The 6,106-nt window shown below is 46.2% G+C and carries 8 protein-coding genes; all 8 read right to left on the reverse strand.

The window, feature by feature from the left end:
* Nucleotides 1–40 precede the first annotated feature (40 nt).
* Complete coding sequence (gene atpA, locus SHEWANA3_RS21585; protein ID WP_011718834.1) at nucleotides 41–1,582, reverse strand: F0F1 ATP synthase subunit alpha; 1,542 nt, start codon at nucleotides 1,580–1,582, stop codon at nucleotides 41–43.
* Between the two features lie 14 nt (nucleotides 1,583–1,596).
* Entirely contained in the window at nucleotides 1,597–2,130 is a 534-nt protein-coding gene (gene atpH / locus SHEWANA3_RS21590) for a F0F1 ATP synthase subunit delta (protein WP_011718835.1), read from the reverse strand.
* A 16-nt stretch (nucleotides 2,131–2,146) separates the two neighbouring features.
* Nucleotides 2,147–2,617 carry a F0F1 ATP synthase subunit B gene (gene atpF, locus SHEWANA3_RS21595; protein ID WP_011718836.1) on the reverse strand — a complete coding sequence of 157 codons (471 nt, stop codon included), beginning with the start codon at nucleotides 2,615–2,617 and terminating at the stop codon, nucleotides 2,147–2,149.
* 38 nt (nucleotides 2,618–2,655) lie between these two features.
* A complete protein-coding gene (atpE, locus tag SHEWANA3_RS21600) occupies nucleotides 2,656–2,907 on the reverse strand; it encodes a F0F1 ATP synthase subunit C (RefSeq protein WP_006083840.1) in 252 nt (83 codons plus the stop codon).
* A 70-nt stretch (nucleotides 2,908–2,977) separates the two neighbouring features.
* The gene (gene atpB, locus SHEWANA3_RS21605; RefSeq protein WP_011718837.1) at nucleotides 2,978–3,772 is read right to left on the reverse strand and encodes a F0F1 ATP synthase subunit A; all 795 of its coding nucleotides are present in this window, start codon (nucleotides 3,770–3,772) and stop codon (nucleotides 2,978–2,980) included.
* Between the two features lie 12 nt (nucleotides 3,773–3,784).
* Nucleotides 3,785–4,168 carry an ATP synthase subunit I gene (locus SHEWANA3_RS21610; RefSeq protein WP_011718838.1) on the reverse strand — a complete coding sequence of 128 codons (384 nt, stop codon included), beginning with the start codon at nucleotides 4,166–4,168 and terminating at the stop codon, nucleotides 3,785–3,787.
* A gap of 225 nt (nucleotides 4,169–4,393) precedes the next feature.
* Nucleotides 4,394–5,272, reverse strand: a complete 879-nt coding sequence (locus tag SHEWANA3_RS21615; protein WP_011718839.1) for a ParB/RepB/Spo0J family partition protein — start codon at nucleotides 5,270–5,272, stop codon at nucleotides 4,394–4,396.
* A 9-nt stretch (nucleotides 5,273–5,281) separates the two neighbouring features.
* Nucleotides 5,282–6,070, reverse strand: a complete 789-nt coding sequence (locus SHEWANA3_RS21620) for a ParA family protein (RefSeq protein ID WP_011718840.1) — start codon at nucleotides 6,068–6,070, stop codon at nucleotides 5,282–5,284.
* Between the last annotated feature and the right edge of the window lie 36 nt (nucleotides 6,071–6,106).

Below are 6,106 nucleotides of genomic sequence, written 5' to 3' on the forward strand. Positions count from 1 at the left end.
CAATCTGGACCTGAGGTGCCTTAAGACACCTCTATCATTGTTACCAGGTTTGGGTTGCTACGAACTTGTCGAGGCCAGCTTTTAATTCAGCTTCGATATCGGCGTTATAATCGCCAGTCTCGTTGATAAGCTTGATTAAAGCAGCATGCTCGCTGTTCATGTACGAGAGCAGAGCGGCTTCGAAATCACCAACTTTTTTCAGCTCAACGCCCTTCAGGTAACCTTTTTCAGCTGCGAAAATTGACACAGCTTGAGCGGCTACGCTCATAGGAGCATATTGTTTTTGCTTCATCAGTTCGGTAACACGCACACCATGCTCAAGTTGAGCACGAGTTGCATCGTCTAAGTCGGATGCAAACTGTGAGAACGCAGCAAGTTCACGATACTGTGCTAGAGCGGTACGGATACCACCAGACAGTTTCTTGATGATCTTAGTCTGAGCCGCACCACCAACACGAGAAACAGAAATACCTGGGTTAACCGCTGGACGTAAGCCAGAGTTAAACAGATCGGTCTCAAGGAAGATCTGACCGTCAGTAATAGAAATTACGTTGGTCGGTACGAATGCAGATACGTCACCCGCCTGAGTTTCAATAATAGGCAGCGCGGTTAAAGAACCGGTTTGACCTGTTACAGCACCCTTAGTGAACTTCTCTACATATTCTTCGTTTACGCGTGAAGCACGCTCTAATAAACGAGAGTGTAGATAGAATACGTCACCAGGATAAGCTTCACGGCCTGGTGGACGCTTCAGCAGTAACGAGATCTGACGGTAAGCAACAGCTTGCTTAGACAGGTCATCGTATACGATCAGAGCATCTTCACCGCGGTCGCGGAAGTATTCACCCATAGCACAACCAGAGTATGGTGCTAAGTATTGCAGTGCTGCAGCTTCAGAAGCTGTTGCTACTACAACGATAGTGTTAGCTAATGCACCGTGCTCTTCTAGCTTGCGTACTACGTTAGCGATAGTAGAAGCCTTTTGGCCTACTGCTACGTACACACATTTGATGCCAGAATCGCGCTGGTTGATGATTGCGTCGATCGCCATCGCTGTTTTACCAGTTTGACGGTCGCCAATGATCAATTCACGTTGGCCACGACCGATTGGGATCATAGCGTCAACGGCTTTATAACCAGTTTGAACTGGTTGATCTACTGACTTACGCTCGATAACACCTGGTGCGATCACTTCAACAGGAGAGAAACCATCGTTATCGATAGCGCCTTTTCCGTCAATTGGCTCACCCAGAGTGTTAACTACACGGCCTAACAGGCCGCGACCGACTGGAACTTCCAGAATACGGCCAGTAGTTTTAACTTTTACGCCCTCTGCTAAATCAGCATAAGGACCCATTACTACGGCACCGACAGAATCACGTTCAAGGTTCAACGCGATTGCAAAACGGCTACCAGGCAGTTCGATCATTTCACCTTGCATCACATCGGCCAGGCCGTGGATGCGGATAATGCCGTCACTTACCGCAACGATAGTACCTTCGTTACGAGATTCGCTAACGACTTCGAACTGCTCGATCCGCTGCTTAATCAGATCGCTGATTTCAGTGGAATTCAGTTGCATGCTCAAACTCCCAATTACGACTGCAGCTTTTCAGACAGACGCGATAACTTACCGCGGACAGAGCCATCAATGACTAAGTCACCTGCCTTAATAATTACACCGGCGATGAGCGCGGCGTCAGTGCTGCAATTCAGCTTAACTTTGCGTGCGAGACGTTTCTCTAAAGAATTACTGATCTGCTGCTGTTGTTCAGAGCTGAGCTCAGCTGCAGAAACCACATCGGCTTCCACTTCTTTTGCCCACTCATTACGGTATTGAGCAAAAAGCTCAGATACAGCAGGTAGTACCTTTAAGCGACCGTTTTCAGCCATTACCTTTATCAAGTTCTGACCTTGCTCATTGATTTGCTCACCACACACACTAATAAAGAGTGCAGCAAGTTTAGTACTGGCTAAAGAACCAGTTAGCAGTGGCTGCATGGTTTCGTTTTCACTAACCAGTGCGGCGAACGTGAGCATTTCTGCCCAGGTATCCACTGCATTGTGTTCAACAGCAACGTCAAAAGCTGCCTTTGCGTAAGGGCGAGCGATGGTGGTTAATTCAGCCATAACTCAAACTCCCTTATCAAATTTCAGCGACTAGTTTATTAACTATGTCACTGTGGGCGGCTGGATCAATAGAACGCTCAAGGATCTTCTCAGCACCCATGATGGCAAGAGTAGCAACCTGCTTACGCAGATCCTCTTTCACGCGATTACGTTCAGCTTCAATTTCTGCTTTACCCTGAGCGATGATTTTTGCACGCTCAGCGTCTGCTTCGGCTTTAGCTTCTTCAACTATTTGAGCTTTACGCTTGTTAGCTTGCTCAATAATTTCGTTAGCAGTCGCCTTGGCTTCTTTTAGTTGGTCAGTCGCTTTCGCTTGAGCCAACTCTAGGTCTTTTACCGCACGATCAGCATCAGCTAGACCGTCAGCAATCCTTTTTTGGCGCGCTTCGATGGCATTCATCAAAGGGGGCCATACAAACTTCATGCAGAACCACACGAAGATGATAAAGGCGACCGTCTGACCGATTAGGGTAGCGTTGAAATTCACAACAGCCTCCTATTTAGAGTTAAGACAGAAGCGTTTTCTTACAGCATTGCACCCAGTGGGTTGGTGAACAGCATGAATAATGCGATACCAACACCGATCATTGTTACGGCGTCTAACAGACCCGCTACGATGAACATTTTAACTTGCAGCATAGGAGCCATTTCTGGTTGACGCGCAGCGCCTTCCAGGAACTTGCCACCTAATAAGCCGAAACCGATTGCAGTACCAAGAGCACCCATACCAATCAGCAGAGCAACAGCGATAGCTGTCATGCCTAAAATCGTTTCCATCTGTATCTCCAGTATCTAAAATCTAAATCTAATTAGTTGATGATTTAGTTTAAAATTTCTTCAGCAATCCTTAATGATCTTCATGCGCCATGCTTAAGTAAACAATGGTCAACATCATGAAGATAAACGCCTGCAGCGTGATAACCAAAATGTGGAAAATTAACCAACCTAGTTGCAGAGTCACACCCAGGGAAGATAATAACAAGTTGGTACCATACATCAGCGCAATAAGGATGAAGATCAACTCACCTGCGTACAAGTTACCGAATAGACGCAATGCCAATGAGATTGGCTTAGCAACTAAAGTAACAGTCTCTAATAGGAGGTTGACGGGTATCATTGCCTTATGGTTAAAGGGCTGTAGCGTCAGTTCTTTAACAAAACCAGACACGCCTTTGACCTTAATGCTGTAGTAAATAATCAGCACAAACACACCAATAGCTAAGCTGAAGGTGATGTTTACGTCAGTTGTCGGAACCACTTTCAAGTATGGAACGCCCGCTAAACTTGCTAGCCAAGGCAGCCAGTCAACAGGAAGCATATCCATGAAGTTCATCATGAATACCCATACAAAAATGGTCAGAGCTAAAGGCGCGATCAGGGCATTGCGGCCATGAAAACTTTCTTTCACGCTGTTATCAACGAACTCAACGATCATCTCGATAAAGCATTGCAGCTTACCGGGAACCCCTGAAGTCGCTTTTTTACCAACACTACGGAAAATCCACAGGAACAGAACACCAAGACCAACCGAAAAGAACAACGAATCAATGTGCCATGTCCAGAAACCTTCACCAACGTGTAAGTTGGTAAGGTGATGCTGGATATAGCCCTGCGGTGTTAACGCTTCACCAGGTGCAGCCATGATTCATCCCACTTAACTTTGCTTGAAGTATAAAGGAGCTGTCCAATGCACTATTAACGTCAGCACATAACAAACAAAAAGCGGCAAAAATGCCACCTCAAGCTTGCTAAACACCAATGAAAACATTGCGATGGTTAACAGCAACTTTACCGCTTCCCCCCAGTAAAAAGTTTTAATCACTTTTGCTGCTGAACTTGCTCCCGTATGAGAGAAAGCGAGGGTCGCGAATACAAAATTAGGGAGCACAGCAATTGAACCACCTGCTAACGCAGAATAGCCAAACTGAACTCCCCACACGACGAAAAAGAGAATTGAAGCACCCCCAGCCACCGCCGCCTGCATCATCACCAATTTATAGGCTGACCACCGGCCACGACGCGCTAAAACCTTACTCAACTCATCCTCTCCGCATTCATACTTTTTGTTTCGATGACCGGATGACAAATATCCGTATTTTTGTCGATGCACAAAAAGCTTGCGAAAGTATACCTTTTCACGCCTTCATTGCAACTTTGAGATAAGGAAAAACAGCACTTTTAACGTGATATAGCGCCAAAACAGTCAAAATCCAAAATTAACATATGTCACAAATTTACATTAAAAACTGTTAATCTACAGACATTAACGAATTTTGCTAAGAATTCCGTCTAATTCAGCCAGATTCTGATAGTTAATTACAATTTTACCCTTACCCTTACTGCTATGAGCGATCGAAACCTTGGCACCTAATCTTTCAATTAACTGCTGCTCTAAACGACAAACATCTTGATCTTTAGTCGTAGTTTCGACGGGTTTGGGCGGATTTAAGGTTTGATTAATCAATCGTTCAGTTTCCCGAACGGTTAATTCCTTGGCAGCCACTAATCTCGCCAGATTTGTTTGTTCTTCACCCTCAATTGCGAGCAAAGCGCGTGCATGGCCCATATCAATGTCGCCATACTCGAGTAAACGCTTAACCGGTTCATTTAAACCGTTTAACCGTAACAAGTTAGATACACTCGCGCGAGATTTTCCCACAACATCGGCAACCTGTTGGTGAGTCAGCTCAAATTCTTGCATCAAACGTTGTAATGCAATGGCTTCTTCCATGGCATTTAAGTCTTCACGTTGAATGTTTTCAATCAACGCAATGGCAACCGCCGCTTCATCGGGAACCGGTTTAACGATACAAGGGATTTTTTCGACACCCGCCAATTGGGAAGCGCGCCAACGGCGCTCACCGGCGATGATTTCATATTGGCTATCGCTGACAGGACGCACCACAATCGGCTGAATAATGCCTTGATTGCGGATGGAATGGGCGAGTTCTTCTAACGCCTCGGGAGACATGTCCTTACGAGGTTGGTATTTACCCGGTTGTAGCAGGTCGAGATCCAGATGAATAAGTTCTTCTTTTTTATCGACAACAACCACTTCTTCCGTGTGTTTTTTACTCGCGGCGTGGCTGTTACTCAGTAAAGCATCTAAGCCTTTGCCTAACCCTCTTTTCTTTAACGTCATGGTTATCCTTTACGCTCGCTTAGCCTGAGTTTTCTGTTCGGAACGGCGGATCATCTCGCCCGCTAACGCTAAATATGCCTTAGCCCCCGCACTCGATTTATCGTAGTACATGGCAGGTGCACCAAAGCTCGGCGCCTCGGCCAAACGCACATTACGTGGGATCACAGTGCGATAAACCTTATCACCAAAATGCTGTTTTAGCTGATCGGACACATCATTCGACAGGCGATTACGCGGGTCATACATGGTCCGCAAAATCCCTTCAATACCCAAACCAGGATTCACCACCGCCGCTAATTTGGTGATGGTATCAATCAAGGCGGTTAAGCCTTCCAGTGCAAAGTACTCACACTGCATTGGCACCAGCACGGAATCCGCCGCCGACATGGCATTCACCGTCAACATGTTGAGCGAAGGCGGGCAATCGATAAAAATATAATCGTATTGATCTTTTATCGGTGCGAGCGCATTACGTAACCGCACTTCGCGGGCAAAAAACTCCATGAGTTTGATTTCTGCCGCGGTCACATCGCCGTTACTGGCGATCAGATCGTATTTTCCCGTGGTGTCTTTGACCACGATCTCATCGAAGGGCTTTTCTTCAACCAGCAATTCGTAAGCCGTGTTTTCGACTTCGTATTTATCGACACCGCTGCCCATAGTGGCATTGCCCTGAGGATCGAGATCGATCAGCAGCACTTTACGCTTAGTCGCGGCTAAAGAGGCGGCTAAGTTGACACAAGTTGTTGTTTTCCCTACGCCACCTTTCTGGTTGGCCACGGCAATTACTTTACCCACAATGTCACCCTGTATGTAAATTCTGGTTTATTGCCT

It is taken from the genome of Shewanella sp. ANA-3 (assembly GCF_000203935.1).
Taxonomy (GTDB): Bacteria; Pseudomonadota; Gammaproteobacteria; order Enterobacterales; family Shewanellaceae; genus Shewanella.

Excerpts from the sequence above, each read along its gene's own strand:
- atpA (WP_011718834.1), bottom strand. The coding sequence starts at position 1,582 with ATGCAACTGAATTCCACTGAAATCAGCGATCTGATTAAGCAGCGGATC.
- atpE (WP_006083840.1), bottom strand. The coding sequence starts at position 2,907 with ATGGAAACGATTTTAGGCATGACAGCTATCGCTGTTGCTCTGCTGATT.
- SHEWANA3_RS21615 (WP_011718839.1), bottom strand. The coding sequence starts at position 5,272 with ATGACGTTAAAGAAAAGAGGGTTAGGCAAAGGCTTAGATGCTTTACTG.
- atpB (WP_011718837.1), bottom strand. The coding sequence starts at position 3,772 with ATGGCTGCACCTGGTGAAGCGTTAACACCGCAGGGCTATATCCAGCAT.
- atpH (WP_011718835.1), bottom strand. The coding sequence starts at position 2,130 with ATGGCTGAATTAACCACCATCGCTCGCCCTTACGCAAAGGCAGCTTTT.